The sequence below is a fragment of the Ruegeria sp. CDSA221 genome (assembly GCF_059611825.1).
Map to the genome: position 1 here is coordinate 1 of NZ_JBXWPK010000001.1, position 18,797 is coordinate 18,797.

At 53.8% G+C, this 18,797-nt stretch carries 15 protein-coding genes; 9 read left to right on the top strand and 6 right to left on the bottom strand.

Annotated features, from left to right (window positions below):
* From AC2FJ5_RS00005 to AC2FJ5_RS00040, 8 genes are all read left to right on the top strand, one after another.
* Window positions 1-2,697: hypothetical protein (locus tag AC2FJ5_RS00005; RefSeq protein ID WP_496791936.1), on the top strand; the 2,697-nt coding region annotated here is incomplete at its 5' end.
* Complete coding sequence (locus AC2FJ5_RS00010; RefSeq protein WP_496702479.1) at window positions 2,694-3,332, top strand: tail fiber protein; 639 nt, start codon at window positions 2,694-2,696, stop codon at window positions 3,330-3,332. The genes AC2FJ5_RS00005 and AC2FJ5_RS00010, both read left to right, overlap by 4 nt.
* 21 nt (window positions 3,333-3,353) lie before the next feature.
* Window positions 3,354-4,070: a glycoside hydrolase family 25 protein gene (locus AC2FJ5_RS00015; protein ID WP_496791938.1), complete on the top strand. Its 717-nt coding sequence runs from the start codon at window positions 3,354-3,356 to the stop codon at window positions 4,068-4,070.
* A 370-nt stretch (window positions 4,071-4,440) separates the two neighbouring features.
* Window positions 4,441-5,274: a type IV pili methyl-accepting chemotaxis transducer N-terminal domain-containing protein gene (locus tag AC2FJ5_RS00020; RefSeq protein ID WP_496709093.1), complete on the top strand. Its 834-nt coding sequence runs from the start codon at window positions 4,441-4,443 to the stop codon at window positions 5,272-5,274.
* A 216-nt stretch (window positions 5,275-5,490) separates the two neighbouring features.
* Complete coding sequence (locus tag AC2FJ5_RS00025) at window positions 5,491-7,104, top strand: phosphate ABC transporter substrate-binding/OmpA family protein (RefSeq protein ID WP_496702397.1); 1,614 nt, start codon at window positions 5,491-5,493, stop codon at window positions 7,102-7,104.
* Window positions 7,105-7,186: 82 nt separating this feature from the next.
* A complete protein-coding gene (locus tag AC2FJ5_RS00030; RefSeq protein WP_496791939.1) occupies window positions 7,187-8,824 on the top strand; it encodes a phosphate ABC transporter substrate-binding/OmpA family protein in 1,638 nt (545 codons plus the stop codon).
* Between the two features lie 101 nt (window positions 8,825-8,925).
* Window positions 8,926-10,746 carry a serine/threonine protein kinase gene (locus AC2FJ5_RS00035; RefSeq protein ID WP_496791940.1) on the top strand — a complete coding sequence of 607 codons (1,821 nt, stop codon included), beginning with the start codon at window positions 8,926-8,928 and terminating at the stop codon, window positions 10,744-10,746.
* 175 nt (window positions 10,747-10,921) lie between these two features.
* Window positions 10,922-11,743 carry a PP2C family protein-serine/threonine phosphatase gene (locus AC2FJ5_RS00040; RefSeq protein WP_496791941.1) on the top strand — a complete coding sequence of 274 codons (822 nt, stop codon included), beginning with the start codon at window positions 10,922-10,924 and terminating at the stop codon, window positions 11,741-11,743.
* Between the two features lie 100 nt (window positions 11,744-11,843).
* Here AC2FJ5_RS00040 and AC2FJ5_RS00045 read toward each other — a convergent pair whose 3' ends face one another.
* Window positions 11,844-12,362: a cold shock domain-containing protein gene (locus AC2FJ5_RS00045; RefSeq protein WP_496791943.1), complete on the bottom strand. Its 519-nt coding sequence runs from the start codon at window positions 12,360-12,362 to the stop codon at window positions 11,844-11,846.
* Window positions 12,363-12,804: 442 nt separating this feature from the next.
* Between AC2FJ5_RS00045 and AC2FJ5_RS00050 the strand changes: the two genes are divergently transcribed.
* The gene (locus AC2FJ5_RS00050) at window positions 12,805-13,101 is read left to right on the top strand and encodes a hypothetical protein (RefSeq protein ID WP_496791944.1); all 297 of its coding nucleotides are present in this window, start codon (window positions 12,805-12,807) and stop codon (window positions 13,099-13,101) included.
* A gap of 149 nt (window positions 13,102-13,250) precedes the next feature.
* On the opposite strand, the gene AC2FJ5_RS00055 is transcribed toward AC2FJ5_RS00050, so the two are convergent.
* The 5 genes from AC2FJ5_RS00055 to AC2FJ5_RS00075 form a co-directional block, all read right to left on the bottom strand.
* Window positions 13,251-13,874 carry a class I SAM-dependent methyltransferase gene (locus AC2FJ5_RS00055; RefSeq protein WP_496791945.1) on the bottom strand — a complete coding sequence of 208 codons (624 nt, stop codon included), beginning with the start codon at window positions 13,872-13,874 and terminating at the stop codon, window positions 13,251-13,253.
* A gap of 9 nt (window positions 13,875-13,883) precedes the next feature.
* Window positions 13,884-14,630, bottom strand: coding sequence for a CDP-diacylglycerol--serine O-phosphatidyltransferase (pssA, locus tag AC2FJ5_RS00060; protein ID WP_496702493.1), 747 nt, complete (start codon window positions 14,628-14,630; stop codon window positions 13,884-13,886).
* Window positions 14,631-14,642: 12 nt separating this feature from the next.
* Entirely contained in the window at window positions 14,643-15,317 is a 675-nt protein-coding gene (locus AC2FJ5_RS00065; RefSeq protein WP_496791946.1) for a phosphatidylserine decarboxylase, read from the bottom strand.
* Window positions 15,318-15,664: 347 nt separating this feature from the next.
* Complete coding sequence (locus tag AC2FJ5_RS00070; RefSeq protein ID WP_496791948.1) at window positions 15,665-17,098, bottom strand: NCS1 family nucleobase:cation symporter-1; 1,434 nt, start codon at window positions 17,096-17,098, stop codon at window positions 15,665-15,667.
* A gap of 222 nt (window positions 17,099-17,320) precedes the next feature.
* Window positions 17,321-18,778: an NCS1 family nucleobase:cation symporter-1 gene (locus tag AC2FJ5_RS00075; RefSeq protein WP_496791949.1), complete on the bottom strand. Its 1,458-nt coding sequence runs from the start codon at window positions 18,776-18,778 to the stop codon at window positions 17,321-17,323.
* Window positions 18,779-18,797: the final 19 nt, after the last annotated feature.

The following is an 18,797-nucleotide window of genomic DNA, read 5'->3' on the forward strand; positions in this document are numbered from 1 at the left end:
AAACATTGGCCGTCGATAGCGCCGGGCGCGCTGGATGCGGGTTTCATGGAGGTTCCGCAAAAGATCCTGGCGAACAGCGTGTTCCTGCAAAGCCTTGTTTCAAAATCCGGGGACAGGTCAGGGCAGGAGGCTTTGGCGGTTACTTACGTGGATCCAAGCTCGAACACCGACAATACACCAAGTGGGGATAGTTCGCCCCATCCGGCATCGGATGCGGGGCAATCCGGCAAGGCTCAGCCAGCGGCCGAACCGGGCAAACCCAAAGGGTTCATCTCCTCGATTGAAACGCTTGGCCCGCCATTCAGTTCTTACCCTGAACTGTGGCCGGCTCTGCGAGAGCTGCCGGAATTTTCGCTGGCCCAGATCACAGATCTGATCAAGGCCCGTCTGGGCGGATGGGCCGCATTCAAGGTTCTGGCAAATGCACCGGATGCGCAAAAGGAACTGGCCCGCATCTGGGAAAGCATCGTTGCGCTGAACCTTCTGGCTGGCTGGCAAAAAGACGAACTTGCAGTTCTGATTCAGGTGTTGACTACCCATCACGTTCTGACCCGCGCGCTGGCTGCAACCGAAGGAGGGCAGGCCAGTTTGATGACCGATCCGGTCACAGGACAACAGATCAAAGCTTGGATGCATGCGACGCTGGTTTTGCCTGGCTCCATATTCGAGCCGAAAAAGCCTGCGCCGGTTGCGGCAAAGGATACAGATCATCAGATCCCTTTGAAATTGACAAAGCCCGGCTGGGTGCGCGCCTATTCATACGGGCTTGCCCGTTCGATCCGGTATCAGCCACTTGGGTATGAATTGGGCGACGTGCAGCGTATCGAAAATGTCCTGCGCGGTGAAATGCGCGAGACGCGAAACCGGAGGTTGCAGCGCCGCGAAAGCCATGAGGCACATTCCGATGTGACCACCAAAATTGCACGGCGGGACGAGGATACCTCGGTCTCGGACCTAATCAACCAGGTGCAAAAGACGTTGGCCGACCATGTCTCGACCACGCATGTCAACTCCTACGACACCCAGTACGGAATGCCGACAGATGGCAATAAGATGAGTGTTACCGGGAATTGGTGGGTGCAAGAGCAGCCAGCCGGAGGCTTTGCGAAAAACGACCTGAAATTTGCTCGCGACATCGTCGAGAAAACGGTGCGAAACCTGTCACGCGAAATGCGCCATACGCGCGAGTTATCCGAAGTTGAAGAAACCGAATACTCGGATGTGACGCGCTTTGACAATCGGCGGAACGGCACGGATATCCGCGGCATCTATCGTTGGGTGAACAGAAGCTTTCGCTTGCGCACGAAAAGTCTGGGCGAGGTTTTGATTTTTGAGATCATGGTTCCCAGCCCGGGTGAGAATCTTGTCCGGCATATTCGCCGGTCCTGGCAGCTTGATCTGCGTCCACCGAAATCTCCAGGTGAGTTTGGGATAAGCGGGTTTCAGGATTTGACCGACGAGGCTGGCAAGACAGACGATGGCAAGGTCTTTTACCTTGATGCGTTTCAGGAATTCGGCGTGGAAGAGACCCGTATGGCCCCGCCATTCAAGCTTGTGGTCAGTCAAACGGTGCAAAGCCATACGCCAGTGGCCGAAGGCGCCGTTCTGATACCCAGAGGCTTTGAGCCCATCAACGCAACAGCAACGGTGATGAGTGTCGGAACCCCCGCAGAAACCCATGTCATCGTGGGGTCGGTCGCCCTGCAACCTCAGCAAGCGGGGGGCAAATCCGCCCCGCCCGGTTCAAACGGTCATGCGGACAAGTCACCGCAGCCACTGCGCCTGCCTGTCCGCCAAGCCTCGGGCGCGCAGGTGCTGAGCGCCCAGCTGGATAAAGGGTTCGGAACCGGAACCTCTCCGGCGGATGAAGGCCATCCGCTTGGTTTCACCATTCTGTGCAGCCTCAAGCAAACCGCAGCCACACAATCGTCCGAGCCCAACTCTCCGCCGGATATGCCGGTTCCCGATCCTGCACCAATGCATCTGCAATCCGAATTGACCGGTTTCTTTGCGGCAACTCTTGAAGTGACGTGCCAACGGTCGGCGCAGATTTATTCTGATTGGCAATTCGAAACCTATAGGCTGATCAAGGAAGCGTATGCGCGGCAGCTAGAGGGATATCGTCGCAAACTGGAACAACAGGTGGCTGCGATTGAGGCTCAGAACCCCGCGTTCCTGAACAAGGCGGTGACGACGGAAATCCTGTCCGCGGCCCAGGAGCAAATCTTGACCCTCAGCGGATCCGAGAAAGATGCCGTGGCCCCGGATTATGCCAAGCCGCGTATCCGGCACTATCTGCAACAAACGGTCGGGTGGTCCGACATCGCCACATTTATGGATATCGAGGACGAAGTCAGCGATCTGACAGGCGACCCCGCGGATCTTGCCCTGCGCGAGACCGTACCCGACCTGCGGTTCAGGGATTTTCTGCGCGCTGACCGTGTGCGCATTCTGGCGCCGGTCGACAGAAAGCACGCGCGCAGTTTCCTGTATTTCCTGCGCACCGGCCGGATCTGGCCGGATGCAGACCATCTTGCCCCTTGCTTGCCCGAAGACGCCGAAATTGTGGCCCGGATTAAATCGGAGCATACACAAGACGATGAAGGCAATGCGCAATCCTGGACGGTTCAGGTGCCCACGCATATGTGCATGCTGAGTGCGGATAGTGATCTGCCAGGTCAGGCGGATTCAGAATGAGACCGCCAGGCTTTCCGACCCCGCCCCGACCAAATGCTCCTGGCGGACCGCTTGAGCCGCAACAAGGCTGGGGTCCGTCTCCGGGCCGGGTATTGGGGATGCCGGTTGGCGCGGTGATCGCTTTTTCCGGGGAGCTTCTGGGACAATCCAAAAAGCTGGCGGGCGGGACCACTGATCTGCAACATTATGGCTGGAAGGTTTGCGACGGCTCACCTCTGTTGATTTCCGCTTATCCGGAATTGTTTGCCGCCATCGGATATCTGTTTGGTAAAGGCAAGGACGGAGAGTTTCGACTGCCTGATTACCAGGGCTATTTTCTGCGCGGGGTCGACCCCGGCGGGAAAGTCGATAAGGATCAGGACCAGAGGTACCGAACCGACAAAAAGAACCAGAAATATACCGGGGTAGGGTCGCTGCAACTGTCTGCGCTCCAGCAACACCAACATGTGCTGGAACAAAGCGACAGCACGGTTTCAAACGGAGTGTTAGGCCCGGAACCGGTTATCGCCCCCACACCCCAATCCAATTCGGGCAACGTCGTTAAAGGGTCGGCCCTGACCAGCGAGACCGAGACCCGCGCAATCAACATCTCGGTCTATTGGCTGATCAAATGTCGGTTGGATGCGGTGTTATGACAGATAGAAAAGGCCGATCTGATGGCATGTAGGCTGGGCAAAATTGTAAGGTCGTTTCGCAAACCATCGGGTCAGATTCCCAAAGCGGCGCCAGATAAGGCGCAGGCAAAAGGGATAGATGTCAGTGATCATCAGCGGGATATCAACTGGCCGCAAGTCGCAGCCTCGGGTGTTTCTTTTGCGCTGATAAAGGCGACCGAAAGCGTCAGCATCAAGGATGCGTATTTTCAGCCAAATGTACTGGGCGCGAATGAGGTGGGTATCCTGTGCGGCGCCTACCACCTGCTTCACATCAGCCACCCGGCCAAGCCACAGGTCAGGAATTTTGTCGATGCAGTGCAGGCAGTTCTTTCGAAAGGCCCGGTTGGAAAATCCGGCCTTCTGCACCTGCCATTTACACTCGATCTTGAAGGCGTCCCGACGGCACAGGGGGCGGCCTATCGAAGCCTCGCGCTGGAATGGCTTACCAGCGTTCAGAGGGCTTTCGGAACGGTTCCGATGGTATATGCCAATCTGAACACCTGGGAGACCGAGCTGACATCGGGTTTCGGGAACTACCCGGTCTGGCTGGCAGAATACGCAGCCAGACCCGCACCGAATGCTCTGCAATGGGAGTTTTGGCAGCACTCTACAAACGAGCGAGTGTCCGGTATTGCCCCAGAGGTTGATTTGGACGTGTATTGCGGATCGGTTCAGCAACTGAAGGCGCAGTACGGGGTGCAAAGTCGAAACTTATAATTGTCACAGTTCGATTAACCAAAATGTTCAGTTGCTAACTTGGGCAAACCCAAAAACGGTGGTGCAATTCCACAAAGGATTTGTGTGATCCCGGTTGGTTAGGATTGTTTTTGACCTGTCGTATGCGTCGAACAAAATGGCCCATCTACCTTATGAATCACCAGTCTTGGCTCGGTTTGGGTGACGTGGCGTAAGTCCCGAAATCAACACAATTTGATCTTGGGCGTTCCACATTGCCACCCGAAAGAAGAGGTCACGTTCGAATGTGGTGGGTTAAATGTGAACAGGGGTAAGGTTAACTGCAATGAGAATGAATCGACGAGTCTTCGTTAACTGCGCATCAGTCGCGACAGTTGCGACATTATTGCCAGTGGGGGGAAATGCACTGGCAATGGCCGCAGGTCAGGTAGCACACCGTATACTGGCCGCGGATAAGCTGAGTTTCCTCACAGAGAAGGTCGCCAAAGCCGTTGTGCTTTTGAGCCTCGGTGCTGAGGTGGAAAAAGATCTTGCAGAGCTGCAACATGCTCATGATGAGTTCGACAACATCCTTTTGGGGTTCCGCGAAGGCAAAGGGTCTTCGGGTGTGGATCGCGAAAGGTTTGTATCCGTCAACAATGCTCTGAAAGAGGTAGAGACGCTTTGGGCGCCCTATCGTACAGCAGTTGAAGAAATCATCGCGGCCGGGTCGGTTGATGACGAACATCTTCATATGATTGTCGACAATGACGAGGTTCTGGAAAAGGCCTGTCACCATGTTGTTCGCAAGCTGGAAGAAGCTTACGGGGACGTGGACATTGATCTGGCGCTTGCGATTGCGCTGGACTTTGCGGGTCGCCAACGAATGCTGACGCAGAAAATCTGCAAAGAGATCGCTCTGGCTGCCACAGGCAAAGACACTGTTGAGCACCACGAGAAGTTCAAAAAGAACGCCAAGAAGTTTGGTAAGATCGTGGATGTGCTGATCGAAGGTGGTAGCAGTTCGATAACAATCGCCAAACCGCCAAGCAAAGCTGCGCGTGAAGCATTGACCGAAGTGCAGACGCATTGGGTCAAGTTGCAGCCCGTCGTCGAACAGCTGGACGGTGTTGATGTTCCGAATGTCGCAGATGTAACCCATTTCTGCGCCGAGATGGATGTTCTTGAAATCGAAGCCGAAAGGGCCGCGCTTCTGTACGAAGAGGCAATCAAGCTCGATTCCTGATCACCATCAGGGGCTTGGGCAACGCCTGGGCCTGAGTTCGGGGATTTTCGCAATCCAAGGCATTGCAATCACCGAGAAACTGTAAATCGCGCGATTTGGCTCATTCACCTCTGCAACGCATATCCACAAACCGCAGTGCAGCCACATTCGCGTCTTTTGATGCACAAAAACATGCATCAAAAAAACACCAAATGAGTGCTAACTCGAGGAGTTAAGATGTTAAATTCGACATTCCAGCGGCTGTTCGCCGCCTCTGTAATCACAGGTTGTATCACCACAGGCTCACTCGCGCAAGAGGTGCGTCTGGTCGGGAAAGACAGCAATATCGATGTTATTGGCAATCTTTTGTCGTCGAAAGACGGGAAATATCTGGTCGAAACCGATATTGGCGAGTTTGTGATCAACCAAGATCTTGTGACCTGTGAGGGCGAAGCCTGTCCGACCGAACAGACATACGTCTATGATCTTGAGATTTCCGCACCGGACGAAATCGCCGAAGTTCTGGTTCCGATTATTGCCGAGGGCTATGCCGCGGTCGCGTTGGAAGCCGAAGCCCAGCTGTATGACGAAAACGGTGAACCGGTTGATACCGAGACTGTCGATGTGGGCGACCACAAGTTTGGCGAAGAACATGACTTTGCCTTGGTGCTGAGCGATCTGGAAGGCGACGACGTTGCCACGTTCGGCATTCATACGGCGAATGGTGCGCGCTTGTTTGAGCGGATGGCCAAGAAAGACGCGTCGATCATCTTCTCGGAAACGCCGGCCGGTAAAGCGGATCGTTCAATCGTATCCGAAGGCGGCGGTGGAAATCTGCGCGATTTCGACCAGGAACGCGTCATTGCCGTGGACGGATTTGCGATGATCGTGAACCCTTTGAACCAGATCCCTGATCTGAGCGTTAAGCAGGCGCGCGATATCATGTCCGGCGACATTACAAACTGGTCCGAGGTTGGCGGGTCCGATGCGCCCATTCACGTGTATTCCTTCGACCCTGACACCGAGGCTTATCACCACATTGAAAAGCTTCTGTTCAAAAAGTCGGACAAATCTCTGACAACTGAATCCAGTATCGTCCATGACAGAACCGAATTGACGACCGCGATCATGGAAGATGTCGCTGGCTTTGGTATCGTGAACTATGCGGCCAAGCGCTCGGCGCGCGCTGTTCCGCTGCGCACAACCTGCGGGATCATTCAGGACCCGAGCACCTTTAACCTCAAGACCGAAGAATACTATCTGCAGGAACGGGTTGTGGTCTACAACCGCGCGGATATCGACGGCTATGCGCGTGAATTGGTTGATTTTCTGGACACTGACGGGCTGGATGGACTGGTTGCAAAGGCTGGATATATCGACCTGTCGATCACAGCGGACAGTCAGGAGCGAGCTTCTGAACGGCTGGCGGCCGAGCTTGAAGAAGGTGAAAATGAATACGAGGCCGAACTGGTCGAGAGCCTTCTGAAAAACATGAATACCCATGATCGTCTTTCGACAACGTTCCGTTTTGCGCCTGGCTCTAAGCGTTTTGACAACAAGGCTGAGCGGGATTTGGCACGGATGATCAAATACCTGGGTGAGAGCAAACCAACCGAGGTCGTTATCGTTGGGTTTACAGATAACAAAGGCCCCTTTGACTCGAACCTGCTGATTTCGCAGGAGCGCGCCGAAGCCGCATTGGATCATCTGATCGAAGTGGCAACGGGTGGCGAGCTTGAAGGCATAACGCTGAAGGCATCCGGATACGGCGAGCTGGAACCCGTGGCCTGCAATGACAGCCCGCGTGGCCGCGCAATCAACCGCCGTGTTGAAGTGTGGATCAAAGAATAATCACATGATTGGAAGCCGCGGCCATTGTGCTGCGGCTTCCGCGTCACGCGTTAAAATTTATCCGGGGTTTTAGACGAGTATGATGAGTTTGTCCAAATACGCAGCTGCAGCAGGCTTTGTGGTCATTGCTTCTTCGGGGCACGCGCAGGATGTCACGCTGACCGCGAAAAACGGGTCCAGGTCGGTGACAGGTGAGCTGGTAGATATCCAGCCAGGGAAATTCATTGTCCGTTCCAATGTTGGTGTGCTTTCTCTGAACGCGTCTGAATTTCTTTGTCAGGGTTCAGGCTGCCCGAAAAGCCTGCCTTCGGATACCGACATGGTGGTTTCTGGCGCAGGAGGTTTGGCGGATATCCTCCTTCCTCTTGTCGTAGATGGGTTTGCCTCCGAGCGGGAACTGTTCTCGGACACCTTTGATCTGCAGGGTGTACCACTGGGAGAGCAGCACGGATTTGACACAGATGCCGGCAAGGTTTCGACGATCGAAGGACGAAAGGCCTTTGATATCCTGATCACCGATGACGCGGCTGAACCGGTTCACAATATCCTTGTCAAAGAAGCAACCGGGCAGGACTTGTTCGAGTCTCTCATTGCCGGTCAGAGCGATTTGATTATCAGCGAGGAGCCGGTTTCAGCTGAAATGTATCGAAAGGCCAGGAAGAGTGGTCTTGGCGATCTTACAGCTTTGCAGCAAGAGCATGTGCTGGCGGTTGATGGCTATACGGCTTCGGTCAATCCTGGAAATGGCACGAAGGCTCTGACGGTTGAGCAGATTTCGCAGATATTATCCGGTGAAATTACCAACTGGAAACAGCTCGGCGGCCCGGATCAAAATATCAACGTCTACTCGCTGCCCAAATCCTCTGGGGCGTTTCACCGAATTGAGGGTTTGATCCTGTCTCCATTTGGGCGTGAGTTGTCCCCCGGTGCCGAAATCGTAAATTCTGATCGCGCACTTTCCCGTGCAATCGAATCCGACCGGTATGGCTTTGGTGTCATGCGGTATTCTACGATCCGCGATGCGAGGGCCGTGCCTCTGCTCAGCGAATGTGGCATTGTCCATCTGCCAAACCAGTTTTCGATGAAAACCGAAGAATATGGGCTACAAAATCGGGTGACCGCCTATAATGGTCGCGATTCCGGAAGCTTTACCACAGCCTTGGTGTCCTTTTTGGATAGTCCTGAAATTGACGGGCTGGTTTCAAAGTCCGGGGTCACAAGCTTGTCTGTTGTCGAACAGGAAGAGGACGCAAAGTTCGAACAGCTGAAGGCGAGCATCGAAGCCATGGCGGTTTCGGCAAATTCGGCTGAGATACGGTCCTATGTTGCGGAAAAATTAGCGACCAGGCGCCTTTCAACGACGTTCCGTTTTGCGCCCAGCTCGTCCAGCCTGGACAACAAGGCGAAGCGGGATATCGCCCGAATTGCTGAATATATCCGGGATGTCGAACCCTATAAAATCGTTTTGGCCGGTTTTGCCGATGCCGGCGGCAGCTTTGGCAAAAACCGTCAGCTTTCGTTGGCGCGCGCCAAAAAGGTGCTTCAAGAGCTGAACAAAACCATCGAACCAAATGGCACTTTGGTCGAGGTGCGTGGTTACGGGGAAATGGCCCCGGTCGCGTGCAACACCAACTCGATTGGCCGTGCCAAAAACCGCCGTGTCGAAGTTTGGAGCGAACTAGAACGGCCCGATGCCGAAGTAACCGCATGGGGAGAGTAAAGCATCATCCCCAGGTTCCTGACACCACTTTTGTACAGATTTTGTGAGCAACAATCGGCCGGCACCGGAACCAGCTGACCAAGGTAGGGTAAATATTTCCAATGGTACAACCAGTCCACTCAAACGAACATTTCCCGGACGAACTCGCTCCGGGCACCCGGCTATTGGCCGGCCAATACACGATTATTCGATTTCTCAACAGCGGCGGTTTTGGCATCACCTACTTGGCCAAAGACAGCCTTGAGCGCACGGTCGTGATCAAAGAGTGCTTTCCCGAGGCAATCTGCAGACGGAGTCAAACGGCCGTTCGTCCCCGTTCACAGTCTCATACGTCTTCCTATGAGGCACTTGTCAGGTCGTTCGAAACAGAAGCGCGCAATCAGTCGAAGCTTGTGCATCCGAACATCGCGGGTGTGCACCAGGTGTTCCGGGACAACGAAACCGCCTATATGGCGATCGATTTCATCGAAGGCAAAGACCTTCTGGATACGATCGAAGAGCGCGGCATCCTACCTCCGGAAGAAGTGAAAAACCTGCTGCGCACCACGCTCAAGGCGATTGGATTCATACACAGTAAGGGCATGCTTCACCGGGATATCTCGCCGGATAATATCTTGATCGACAAGGATGGCGAGCCCGTGGTGATCGACTTTGGTGCCGCGCGCGAAAGTGCAGCTAAATCCGACCGGGCCATGTCGATGTTGCGTGTCGTCAAAGAAGGGTATTCACCGCAGGAGTTCTATCTGCAGGGCGGTGAGCAGGATCAATCCAGCGACCTTTATGCTTTGGCAGCTACGTTTTACCATGTCATCAAAGGGTCCGCTCCGCAGGATAGCCAAACCCGTCTTGCTGCCTTGGCCCAGAACGGAACGGATTGTTACGATCCACTAGAAGGCGCCGTAGAAGGTTATCGCCCCGCTTTTCTTAGGGCGATAGACCGCGCTCTCAGCATCCCACCCGAAGACAGATTCAAGTCCGTGCAGGAATGGCAGGACGCGATGGAAGAAAAGATGCCGATCGAAGCAAAGCCCGTTTTGGAATCTGATGTCGAATTCAACGATACGGTCTCAGTCAACAAGAAACCATCGCGTGGTCGGTCGGGTCCCATTGCCCTGGTCGCGCTTATCGCCATCGGACTGGTCGGAGGCGCCGGCTATTATTTCAGTCAGAGTGGAGAATCCGGGCAGGGTGAAACGATGGTTGCTGAAACCAATGTGCCAGTAGTCGCCGAACAGGCCAAAGAAACTGTGGTTGCGACGGCGGTCGAGGCCACGCCTGCCGCCGTCGAGCCCGTGGCAGAAGTTGAAACTCCTGCCCCGGCTTCGCCCGGCGTAAATTGGATCAGTTGGACCGGCCCCGCCGTTGATTTGCCTTTCACGACTGTCACAACTGCGCAGCCACAGGGCAGCTTTTCCATGGTCACACTTGTGCGCTCTGATCTTGATCAAGCGGCAACGGAATGGCTGAAATCCGGAACAATCATTTATGTGGTAAATGGCAATCTGGTAGTGGATGACGCCTCAATTATTCGTGCGATCCAGTCCAGTCAGACCGCATCGGATAGCGGTCAAATATCTGTGGACTTGCGGATTAGAACCGACGCCGACAGTCCGGTTACCGAACAGACCTTAAACGTCCAGATCGGACATGTGGTCGAACTGGCCAATGGCACTCAGTTCATTACCGTCAGTCAGGGAAATGGGAAGTGGATCACCAAGGTTCTGCGCGCACCATCATCCGTCGTGCCTGTCCGCGTCGGCGACATTGTTGTGTCCGAAGCCGCTTCGCAAATCGCGGTTGAAGGTGAAAACGACATAGCGCGCGTATTTGAGGAACTGACCAAAAATGGTGTGGAACTTGCGCAGCTGACAATTGCTCGAGATGGAGAATTGCAGGCTGTGGATCTGCCGCTCAATCCCTGATGCCTTCATGACCTGTGGTATCGGGTGGTGCCTGATCCGCCAGTAGCGGTCGCATTGGAGCTTTGATTGTCGCCTTTCATGTTTTGGTCCTGATCATTGAGAAGCCCCAGCACTGCAGGAAAGTACAGAATTTATTTGGAAGGGTTTTCTTCTTTCACTTTCGGAGAGATTTCTTATGCAGATTGGAAATGCCTTAAAACATCTGGCACGGGAACGTGCTGTCGAATTGTTTGACGTTGCGACAGCGATCAACCAGGGCGCACGTGACTATCAGGAAGATGCCATTCTGACCGACATCCCGGCCGGATCCGATTTCGGAATTATTGTTCTGTCCGACGGTATGGGGGGGCACGCAGCAGGTGATGTTGCATCGAACCTCATCGTCCATGCGGTGATGAACTGCTGGAGATCCGCCGGCCTGAGCTGTGAGTCATCGAATGCAGAGGTCACAGATTTCCTTCATCGCGCGACCCAAGAGGCAAATAGCCAAGTTCACCTTGCCAGCATCAAAGAGCACAAAACCAAAGGCATGGGGGCGACTTTGGTTGCGCTGGTCTGCATCCAAGATCGTGTGTTTTGGCTTTCGATTGGGGACTCGCCGCTCTATCTCTGGCGTGACCAAAAGCTGATGCAGCTGAACGAGGATCACTCGATGGCGCCTCAGATAGATATGATGGCGAATCTGGGAATGCTGGACCCCGAAGCCGCGCGCTGTCATCCCGACCGAAACACGCTTATATCTGTAGTATATGGCGGGGATATTGCCAAATTGGATTGCCCCGCTGATCCGATGATACTTTGTGCCGACGATATTCTGATCGTCGCCTCCGATGGCCTTCAATTTCTACGCAATGATGAAATTTTGGATGTTGTCACGCAAGATTGCGAAAAGCGCAGCGCTGCTATCGCGCAAAACCTGATGGGGGCTTTGACAAAGTTGAACCATCCTGATCAGGACAATGTGGTGTTTTCGGTGGTGAAGTTGGGCGCGCCGTAAGGCTCCGAAGCTTTGGCGATGAAGATGGGTCTGGGCAATTTTCGGGCGCTAAATCCGTGTTTGCGATGCACTTTGGCTGCCGACTATCCTCGGGACTATTTCATGTCCAGGCCTGAACCGAAACCACAACTCTGCCGCCGGGTTCATCGCTCACCTCTACGCCCAATGCCTCTCCGACGCTCACCAATCCAAGACCGGCTTCTGCTAGTGTGTTTGCGTGCAAAAAACAGTCCCTGCCGTCATTGAAAACATTGACGAACCCATAGTTCTTTTCCTGACTAAACCACTTGACCCTGGCCGGCAGAACCGAGGTCGAGGCTATCTGCCGGGAGGCATTGCCATTCTGCTTCGTCGCTGCGGGGGCGGCTTCTGACTGGATGCGCAGGATTTCGACAATTTGGAACCCCTTCGTCGCTTCGCGTGTCAGTGCCTCTACCGTGCATCCAGTGGCGATTGAGGTCTGGCCGAAATCGTGCAGCGCACTTTGATGCAGCAAAGCATCCTTGCCGGTCACAGAGCAGGTTAAAAAGCCATAGCCTTTTTTAGCCGAAAACCACTTCAATGTTCCTGTGATGTGCCCCAGTGAAACATCACCTAGTCTTGATCCGTCCATAACCATTTACCATTAAGCGTCACAACCTTCGCCTGCAAACCTGATCAGTAAATGTGGTATTTATTAGTCATGTTTAAAAATATCTGCCTGACGTAAAGTCAAATTTGCAGTTGCTATTCCCGGGCGCCGAGTCGGGTGTGATCTGAGTGTCCGAGCCAGAGCAAGCGGTGCAGATATACCGCTCTAATTGGCTCAATCCGATCCCTCGCGGGTTTCAAATGACTCTCTCGCTCCCGGAACACGCAAGGTCATTGAAACTTGCGGCGGTTTCTCTGAAAACCGCTGTGTATAGGTAATTGAGAACGACCCCATTGCTCGGATTACAACGAAAGTCTCCGGCGTCGAGGTGGCGTGAGGGTCTGGATTTCTAAAGGTGTTGTGCAGAACTGGGCGTCACCTCGACGCAAGTAAGCCGATCCCCCTCGTAGTGGACACCACGGGTCTGAAAATGCGTAGCGGCGACGGTTGGCATGAAGAAAAGCACGGCACCAGGAAAGCCCGCAAAGCCTGGCGCAAGCTGCATATCGAGCTTGATCCGGAAACCGGCGATATCCCCGCAGCGGAGGTGGCCACGGAACATGTGGGCGAGAAACTGCGGCCAGATCTGCTCACCGATGTTGATGCCGAAGTGAGCCGGTTTCTGGCGGGTTGTGCCTACGACGGCCATGGAGATCCGAGGACAGTAGCAACCCCTGCATCGAAATTCGCGAAGAAATTGAGCAACAGCAATGAAAACACACCGTAAAAAGCTGAAGACACCGCAAAACGGTTTGGTAGCAAAGCATTGTGGCTACACGAAGAAGCATCGTAAGCTAAATTTTGTTTAAATATCGAGGAAAGCTGGTGTTTCTCAGTTTCCTGTTTGCAGCCGTACCCAGTTCTTTTACCGAACAGTTACGTGACAACTGATTTTTTCAGTACCAAAAATGTCATCATCCCCAGGGGTGGAAGGGTTCTTTGCTCCTCTACGGCAAGCGCATCCTCTTGCAGCACTGTTTCAATATCGAAATCAGAATGCCAGCCAATCGTATTTGCGACCGGAGCAATCGCGCGTTCCAAGGATGCGAGCAACCCCCGCTTTCGTTGGAAATGGTTGGTAATCACTACTTTTCCACCCGGTTTACAGACCCGCGCTATTTCCGCCATTACCCTTTCCGGCTCCGGTACGACGGATAGCACGTGCATTGCTGCAACCGTATCGAAATAGTTGTCGGGAAAATCAAGCGTGCGGGCATCCATTTGCCTCAGCTCGACAACATGGTCCAGCGATAGATCTTTTGCTTTGTCGCGCGCCTTGTGCAGCATGTCCTCACTGAAATCGATTCCGGTCACTTGCGTTTCGGGCCCGTAATGTTCCAGCGAAAGTCCGGTGCCGACGCCAACCTCCAGAACTTTGCCTGGGCGTCTATTGATAAAATCAACCGCATGCTGCCGCCCGACATTGGTAACTGCCCCAAACGTCTTGTCGTAGATGGGGGCCCAGCGAGCATAGGAAGTTTGAACGGCTTTGATGTCCATATCGAGTCCTTAACGGTTAGAAGGTATTCCCCTGTCGAGCCACGCCCAGGCGACCGTGCCCACATATCCGAAACAAAGCACAATCAACGTAGCCCAGGCGAAAGTCAGCAATGCGGCCCCCGCAACAGCGACACCGATGAGAAAAAACTTTGCGTTCTCGCGCGAGATTCGCGTCGTCTTGAATGACCAAGTCGGTATTTGGCTGATAAGCAGAAGACCTATGATCACCATATAAAGGCAAATCAATATACTGGGTAGCAAAGGGGCATCGGCGAAGGCGAAGGACAGATACATTGGCAACATGACAAGCAGCGCCCCTGCAGGGGCGGGTACTCCCTCGAAATAGGCCCCATCTTGATCGCAGGTTTCGGATTTGCCGCCCACATTGAACCGGGCAAGTCGCATGACGCAGCACACCGCAAAAAACAGAACCGCAATCCAAGCCGCACTGCGTATATCCTGCAAGGCCCAGAAATAAAGAACGAGCGGTGGGGCGACCCCGAAGTTCAAGAAATCTGCAAGTGAGTCTAGTTCGGCCCCCAGTTTGCTGTCACTGCTGAGAAGGCGCGCAATACGGCCATCCAGCCCATCCAGCACACAGGCGGCAATTATCAACTGGACAGCGAGCACGTAATTGCCCTGAACGCCAAATCTGATTGCTGACAGGCCCGCGCATATGGCCGTTATAGTCAACGCATTGGGCAACAAGTGGATCAGCGCAAACTCGGTCTCTTCCTGTTTGGATGGTTTTCCCACTGATCCAGTTACCTACTTTTCTTCAGGCGTGGGCAAACTGGCAAGGACGGTTTCGCCCGCAATCATCGTTTGCCCTACACGCACTTGTAGGACCATGCCATCAGGAAGATAAACATCTAGCCGCGACCCGAAGCGGATCAATCCAAATCGTTCTCCAGTTTGCATAACTGCGCCTGGCTTCACAAAGCAGACGATCCGTCTGGCCACTAGGCCGGCAATCTGGACAACAGCCAGATTCTGACCGTTTTTCATACGAATGCGCAGGCTGTTGCGCTCATTATCAGCACTGGCCTTGTCCAGGGATGCGTTGAAAAATTTGCCGGGGCGATATGCAACAGCGGTAATCTCACCTTCAATTGGCGTGCGGTTCACATGACAGTTGAAGACACTCATGAACACACTGACACGGGTGAGAGGCGTGTCAGGCATCCCAAGCTCGTTCGGCGGCACCGCCGCTTCGATCAGCGAAACTACCCCGTCCGCTGGGCTGACGATCAACCCTTCTCCTGTGGGTGGCACGCGTTCCGGGTCGCGAAAGAAATAGTAGCACCAGATCGTGAGGCCGACACCAATCCAGCCCAGAATGTTAGACAGGAGAAACAGACCGAACGTAATGGCGGCAAAGATCGCGACAAACCGAATACCTTCCGGGTGCATCGGTTTGATGAACGTATCGCGCATGCGCATCGCAATCTTTCCCTTAGGTCAACTGATTGAACTTCATAAGTGGATTGGTAGGGAAGGCAAGTGGGACTATTGCGGTGGGCAACGATTGATGGCGGGGTGTTACAATTTGATGGGTTCTACTGACAGCTTTTTTGATGCCCAGGTATTGGGGGTTGGACCAGGCGCCAGATTTTCGCTGTGGCATTCCGCACCGTTATAGATCCCTGATCCATGCAAAAAGCTCCAAATGCTCCATACTGCGATCTCTTTAGCACTCCATTGCAGGCAGCTTTTGGTCAGAGCCACTGTCAACAACCTCAATACCTGATGGCAGGCGGCGCGCCGCCCGCCATCTATCTTCTGAAAGATTAAGTGTTCTTCTTGGCCATAGCGTTATAGATAACACCGCCAAGTATCGCACCGATGATCCAGGCATATCCTGACAGAATTCCCAGTGCTGGCACCCAAACAGTAGCGACCGAGAATACTGAAGCAAAACCAAAGGCAATTAGTGCCGAGTCATTCCAACCGTTACCATAATGGTAGGCACCGCCTTCCATGTTGTAGAGGTCGTCCACATTCAGCTCTTCCTTCCGAATCTTGTAGTAATCTACGATCATGATCCCAAAGATCGGAGCCAGAGTCGCACCGAGCGTGTTCACGAACCCGGCAATGCCGATATTCGAGATAATGGCCGTCCAAAGACCGCCAATTACCAAGGCAAAGACTGAAGTGGCCAGACCTGCCTGACGGAAGCTGATCTTACCAGGGGCCAGGTTGGCTATGCCATTCACCGCCGGAATGAAGTTCGCGACCAGATTGATGCCAACGGTTGCAGCGAAGAAGGTAATCGCTGCGATGATGGCCAGCAGAACGCTGTCGGTCTTCTCGACGATCTCGGTCGGGTTGATGATTTCTTCACCAAAGACCACGGCGGCACCGCCAGTCGTCAAAAGCGCCAATGCCGAAAAAAGGATCATGTTCAGCGGCAAACCGGCAAGATTACCGGCCTTCATGGATGCCTTGTCGCGGGAATAGCGCGAAAAGTCCGAGAAGTTGATCATCACGGCTGAGAAATAGGCAACCATAGTTCCGAATATGGCGATGAAGCCTTTAACTTCAGATCCAAAGGTTCCTTCTGGGTTGGCGAAGATGGTCGCGGTTGCGCTCAGAAGCTGCCCGTCCGCGCGCTGCCATAGCACGATGACCAAGCCTATCATCACCGCATAGACGAATGGTCCGGCAAAGTTCAGGAATGTCTCGACCCAACCCATGCCGCGCCAGAAAATGACGATGTGGAACACCCAAACGAGGAGAAAGGCAAGCCAGTCGATGCCCGTCAACCCTAAAATCTCTGCACCACCGCTGATGCCTGTTATCGAACGGATCAACAATGAAAGGGCGGTCGAAGCGAAATAGACCTGAACGCCATACCAGAAGACAGCGACTGTGGCCCGCAATACTGCCGGTAGCTTGGATCCGGTTGTGCCCATACTGGCGCGCGCCAGAACCGGATAGGGGATACCGTATTTTTCTCCGGGCGCGCCGGATAGGTTCACCATCCACATAACGAACAGCCCCGCGAAGATGAGTGCCAGGAAAGCTGTCCAACCCCCAACGCCGTAGGATATAAAGAGCGACGCAACTAGCGAATAGCCAAACAGTGATTGAACATCGTTGGCCCAGATGTTGAAAATTGCAAACGCGCCCCAGGTTTTTTCATTGGGCGTGACCGGATTTAGCGTGTCACCTTCCGGATCTGTAGTACTTGCATTTTTTGCAGTTGTTTCTGCGGTTACCATAATGGTCCTCCCATTTTGCTTTCGGGGGGAAAGCCCCCAAGATTTGCGGCAATAGCCGCCCATCGATTCAGGGTTTGTGGCCTGAACCGTTTCCGTCGCAGGGTTGCGACGTTCGTTCCCGTGTCGGCTTGTTGTCAGAGACAAATCAATCCAGTCCGATTGCATGTATCTGCAATCGGTTGATTTGCCCGTAGGCATCAAACTGGTGGATGTCTCAGCCTATCAGCGCTTTGCAATTGCCCAGTAGAAAACACCTCCAAATCCTGCGCCAATCACCCATGCAAAGCCTGACAGCGTATTCAGCATGGGAACCCAGACTGTGAGTACCGAAAATGTAGCCGGAAGGATGAACGACACGATCGCGGCCGTATTCCATCCGTTACTGTAGAAATAGGGGCCGTCGCGGGCCGCCGAAAAAAGCTGATCAACGTCCAGCTCACCGGATTTCACCAGATAAAAATCTGCGATGATGATCCCATAAACAGGTGCCAGAATGGCGCCTAATGTGTTCACAAACCCCAAGATACCGATCTGGCTGATCGTCGATACCCAAAGCCCGCCAATCACCAGCGCGTAGGCCGAGGTAATTATCCCGGCAACGCGGAAATTGATCCGACTGGGCATAAGGTTCGCCAGATCGTATGCGGGTGGTATGAAGTTGGCGACGAGGTTGATGCCGACCGTGGCGGCCAAAAATGTCGCCGCCGCCAGGAGTGTTAGTGGCAAGGAATCGACCCTTGCAATTATAGCGGTCGGGTTGGTTAACGCCTCGCCCCAGATTGCGACAGTACCTGCCGTTACAATCAAAGCAATCAGGGAAAAGAAGGCGATATTGATCGGTAGACCGATCAGGTTACCCTTTCGCATTTCATCTTCTGACCGTACGAACCTGGAAAAATCGCCGAAATTGATCACCACGGCCGAAAAATAGGCGGTCATTGTGCCCACGACTGCAGTGAATGCGCCAAGTGAGTTGCCCTTGTAGTCGCCGGTTCCGCGGAAAATAGTGCCGACCTCCAGCCAGAGATCGTTGCCGACTTGGACCCAGATCATGATGGCCAGCGCCACCATCACCGCATACACAAATGGGCCAGCAAAATTGAGAAAACCGACAATCGGATCAATACCGTTCCAGAAAAGTGCAATCTGAAAGGCCCAGACAGCCAGAAAGGCACCCCACTCGATGACGCTGAGGCCCAGAAAGATAGCAGGGCCATTTTCCCCGATCAGTGCGACCATGGCCAAGGCAAGTGCAGTCGATGCAAAATATGTTTGTACACCGTACCAGAAGATAGCCACGACAGCCCGGATAAGAGCAGGGAAATTCGCCCCGCGAACGCCCATGCTGGCTCGTGCCATTACAGCAAATGGAATTCCATATTTGACACTGGGTTTGCCGATCAGGTTGACGAGCCCCATGACAATGAATCCCGCCAACACGATACCCGCAAACACCGCCCAGCCATTCAGCCCGTAAGTCAGGAACAGCGACGCCGCCAATGTATACCCAAACAGCGATTGAACATCGTTGGCCCAGACATTGAAGAGCTCAAACCAACCCCAATCGCGCTTCTCGATAGGAACGGGGGCTAGGTCCTCGTTGTAGAGGCTGGAATCCTTTGTAGCTTCTGTAAGAGAATGCTGCATTTCGTCCCGGTCATTCGCTGCGGCGATTGTCATTGCACAGATTCAGCGCTAT